The organism is Acidovorax sp. KPB24-07 (genome assembly GCF_057543315.1).
On record NZ_BAAJYS010000301.1, the window covers coordinates 1 to 4177 of the forward strand.

5 protein-coding genes and 1 pseudogene are annotated in these 4177 nt (G+C 66.3%); 1 reads left to right on the plus strand and 5 read right to left on the minus strand.

The genetic code is table 11. The annotated features are described in order from the left end of the window. The 5 genes and pseudogenes from AC27IQ_RS19685 to AC27IQ_RS19705 all read right to left on the minus strand — a co-directional run. A pseudogene (locus tag AC27IQ_RS19685) lies at positions 1-600 on the minus strand (hypothetical protein); the annotation flags it as partial. 60 nt (positions 601-660) lie between these two features. Next, entirely contained in the window at positions 661-930 is a 270-nt protein-coding gene (locus AC27IQ_RS19690; protein ID WP_272569047.1) for a helix-turn-helix domain-containing protein, read from the minus strand. Between the two features lie 69 nt (positions 931-999). Beyond that, a complete protein-coding gene (gene epsC, locus AC27IQ_RS19695; protein ID WP_284412879.1) occupies positions 1000-1899 on the minus strand; it encodes a serine O-acetyltransferase EpsC in 900 nt (299 codons plus the stop codon). 70 nt (positions 1900-1969) lie between these two features. Next, positions 1970-2449 carry a rhodanese-like domain-containing protein gene (locus AC27IQ_RS19700; protein ID WP_317357893.1) on the minus strand — a complete coding sequence of 160 codons (480 nt, stop codon included), beginning with the start codon at positions 2447-2449 and terminating at the stop codon, positions 1970-1972. 243 nt (positions 2450-2692) lie between these two features. Further along, positions 2693-3490 carry a MetQ/NlpA family ABC transporter substrate-binding protein gene (locus AC27IQ_RS19705; RefSeq protein WP_487090490.1) on the minus strand — a complete coding sequence of 266 codons (798 nt, stop codon included), beginning with the start codon at positions 3488-3490 and terminating at the stop codon, positions 2693-2695. Between the two features lie 131 nt (positions 3491-3621). Here AC27IQ_RS19705 and AC27IQ_RS19710 point away from each other — a divergent pair. Next, the coding region (locus AC27IQ_RS19710) for a GNAT family N-acetyltransferase, cg3035/Rv0428c family (RefSeq protein WP_487090492.1) at positions 3622-4177 on the plus strand (556 nt) is incomplete at its 3' end.

Sequence of the window (4177 nt, forward strand, 5' to 3'; positions counted from 1 at the left end):
GGGCGGCGGCGTGCCGCGGCGCGTGGCCTCGCGGCCGAAGGCGGCAATGGCGAGCGGGTGGGTCAGGAAGAAGGCGGGCTCCTTCCACACCTTGGTGAGCAGCTCGTCCAGGTCGTCCGGCGTGGGGGCGCCGGTGAGCGGGAAGATGCGCTGCGCGTCGGTCACCTGGGCCAGCAGGCCATAGTCTGGGTTGTTGATGAGCTCGCTTTCCTGGTTTTCCTTGATCGTCTCGATCGTCAGGCGCAGCTGCTCCTTGATCTGGTCGTGCGGGCTGCTGTACAGGTCCGACACGCGGGTGTGCACGTCCAGCACCGTGCTCACGGCGTTCAGGAAGAATTCGCGCGGGTTTTCTTCGTAATCGACGAAGGTGCGCGGCAGCTGGTTTTCTTCTTCCTTGGCCGTGCAGGTGACGCGGATGGATTCCGGGTTCTTGACCTTGTTCAGGCGGTAGATGCCCGCCTCCACCGGCACCCATTGCAGCAGGTGCGTGAGCCAGCGGGGGCTGATGGTTTCGAGTTGGGGGACCGTCTTGGTCGCGTTGGCCAATTGCCGTGCGGCGTTGTCACCCAAGGCGGTCGTACCGCCCACAGTTGCAGACATGGAGAACTCCGTGCGTTGTTGAAGAAAGCCTGGGCAGTGTCAAAGCTTCCAGCGCATCGCTCAACAGGCTATAGCCGTCAATTGCAGTCCCCGCACGAGATTCGCATGGCCGATTGACTCGCCCCGCGTGACCAGCGCCGAGGGCCGCACACCCAGGGCGCCGGCCAGCTTTTCCACCGTGAGCAGCGAGGCGATGGCGGCACCCCGCTCGATCTCCCCGACGTAGGAGCGGTTCAGGTCCGAATGCTCGGCCAGCCGCTCCTGCGACCAGCCTTGCGCCTCGCGCGACTGGCGCACCGCGACCCCGAAGTTCTTGATCAGTACAGACATGCGTTTCCCTGTTTCTTTTTGCTGATGCCTTGGCAGCGCCGCGCCCTGTTTTCGGGGGCTGCGCCGCACCTACCCTTCTCGCGACACCGCCTGCGTGACGTTGCCGCCCGGCGGCACGTCATGGGTGACCCACACGTTGCCGCCGATGACTGCCCCACGCCCCAGAGTGACCCGGCCCAGCACGGTCGCGCCCGCATAGATGACCACGTCGTCCTCCACGATCGGATGGCGCGGCAAACCTTTCTGCAGAGTCCCGTCGGCATCCGTGGGAAAGCGCTTGGCGCCCAGCGTGACGGCCTGGTACAGGCGCACGCGCTCGCCAATCACCGCCGTCTCGCCGATCACGACGCCCGTGCCGTGGTCGATGAAAAAACCCGCGCCGATCTGCGCGCCCGGATGGATGTCGATGCCGGTCTGGCCGTGCGCCAGTTCGGCCACGATGCGCGCCAGCAGCGGCAGGCCCAGCGTGTAGAGGCGGTGCGCGATGCGGTGGTGGATCATGGCCAGCACGCCCGGATAGCACAGCAGCACCTCGTCCACGCTGCGCGCGGCGGGGTCGCCCTGGTAGGCGGCGAGCACATCGCTGTCCAGCAGGCGGCGGATGTCCGGCAGCGATGCGGCGAACGCCTGCGCGGCCTCCAGCGCCTGCGGCTCGATGGCCGTGCCGTCGCCCGTGCCCTGCTGGCGCGCGACGTAGCGCAGCTCCAGCCGGATCTGCGCCAGCAAGGTGTGCAGCGCCAGGTCGAGCGTGTGGCCCACGTACCAGTCCTCGCTTTCCTGGCGCAGGTCGTGCGGCCCCAGACGCATGGGAAAGAGCGCGCCCTTCAGCTGCTCCAGCGCCTGTGCCAGCGCATCGCGCGACGGAAATTCGCGCCCGCCGGGTTCCTGGGAGCGCTTTTGGGAATCGCGCCATTCGTGGCGGACGGCGTGCAGCGACTGCACGATGTGATCGATCTCGAAGACAGCCATCAAGGCCTCCTGCCTGGGATGAAAAAATGGCGGCCCGCAGCGGGCCGCTGGTGGGGCCGCGAGGCCGCCATCAGTCCTGTACCCAGGGCAGGCGGTGATAGCGCCAGCCATCCGACGCGCCGCGTTGCTGGCGATCGTCGATCTCGCCTTCGAAGCCCTCGGTCACATTGAAGACATTCTGCAGGCCCGCCTTGGCCGCGGCCTCGGCCGCCAGCACCGAGCGCTTGCCGCTGCGGCACAGCAGCAGCACGGGGGCATCGCGCGTGGCCGCCTTGGTGATGGCGGCCTCCAGTTCGCGCACGAAGCGGGGGTTGCGGGTGAGCGCCGTGCCCGTGGCCCAGGCCACGTGCAGGCTGCCCGGCACATGGCCGACGAACTTGCGCTCCTCGCCCGACCGCACATCCACCAGCAGGGCCTGGCCCGAGGTGAACAGGTCCCACGCAACCGTGGGTGGCACGCCGCCGGCGTGGGCCAGGCCCGAGGCCTGGGCGTCGTTGTGGGCGGCTTGCAATGCGGTGGGCAGTTCGGTGTCTTGCACAGCGGTGGACATGGATCGTTCCTTTGGACCTGTGTGAATGGGTGGCTGCAGCCGCCCGTTTGGCGGGGCCTGGCCGTCCAAGCCAATGTAGAACCGCGCCGGCGCGAATCCAACGAATAAAAAATCGGTTTCTCCATCGAAAAACATCTAAGCAACTCGTTAGCCCGTTGACAGTCCACCTCGGCGCCTCGCACCCATGAAAAAGCCGCCAGCACCCGGAAAGGCGCTGGCGGCTGGATGGGGAGCGCGGGCCGATCAGAAGCCCGGCAGCACCGCGCCCTTGAATTCCGTCTGGATGTACTGGCGGATTTCTTCCGACTGGTAGGCCTTCACGAGCTTGGCGACCCAGGGCTTGTCCTTGTCGGCCTCGCGCACGGCGATCAGGTTGACGTAGGGACTCTTGGCGCTTTCCTGCGCGATGGCGTCCTTGGCGGGATTCAGGCCGGCGGACAGCGCGAAGTTGGTGTTGACCGCGGCGGCGTCCAGATCGTCCAGCGAGCGGGCCAGTTGCGCCGCATCGAGTTCGACGAACTTCAGCTTCTTGGGGTTGGAGGCGACATCCAGCGGCGTGGCCTTCAGGCCGGCCCCTTCCTTGAGCTTGATGAGCCCCTTGTCCTGCAGCACCAGCAGCACGCGGCCGCCGTTGGTCGGATCGTTGGGAATGCCGAACTTGGCGCCTTCCTTCAGGTCTTCGAGCTTCTTGACCTTCTTGGAATACAGGCCGATCGGGAAGTTGACCGTGTAGCCCACCGACACGAGCTTGTAGCCACGGTCCTTGACCTGCGCGTCCAGGTAGGGCTTGTGCTGGTAGCTGTTGGCATCCAGGTCGCCGGACGCCAGCGCCGCATTGGGCTGCACGTAGTCGCTGAACTCGACGATCTGGAGCTTGAGGCCGTCCTTTTCAGCGACCTTCTTGACCTGCTCGAAGATCTGCGCGTGCGGGCCGGCGGTGACGCCGATCTTCAGCGGCTTGTCCTGGGCCAGCGCGCCGGTTTGGAAGCCAGCGGCCAGGGCCAGGGCGAGGGTCGATTGCAGCAGGAAACGCTTGTTCACGGAAAACACCTTTTGAGAAGAGATGTCTGCATCTTAGGGTTTGCCTTATAAAACCCATAAGAATACGTTTTCATTTCCTTACTACGGGTGGACATAAAAACAAGGACAGATGGCGCTGCTATAAATCCTGCATGCCCTCCCATGCCACCTCTGCTCCGGATTTCGACCTGCCCACCGTGCGCGCGCTGGAAGAGCGCGCTTTCAATGCCTGGCCCGCCCGCCAGACCGTTTTCCACCAGGGTTGGGTGTTCCGCCTGTCCGGCGGTTTCACCAAGCGGGCCAATTCGGTCAATGCGCTGGAGCCCGGAATGCCGTTCGACGGCGTGCTCGAAGCAGCGCAAGCGCTCTACGCCAGCCACGGCCTGCGGCCCGTGTTCCGGATCTCGCCGCTGGTGAGCGCCAGCGCCGAGCAGGCGCTGGAGGACGCGGGCTATGCGCTTTTCGAGCCCACGTGGGTCATGCAGGCGCCTCTGCCGGAGGGCGCACCGCCGCAGCCCTCGGTGGAAATCGCGCAAGCGCCGACAGCTGAATGGCTGGACGGGTTCGCCGCCGCCAACGGCGTGGCAGCGGCGCACCACGCCACGCACCATGCCATGGTGCAGTCGATCGCCCTGCCCTGCGCCTTCGCCACCGTGCGCCAGCACGGCCACGCCGTGGGCTTCGGCCTGGGCGTGCGCGAGCGCGGGG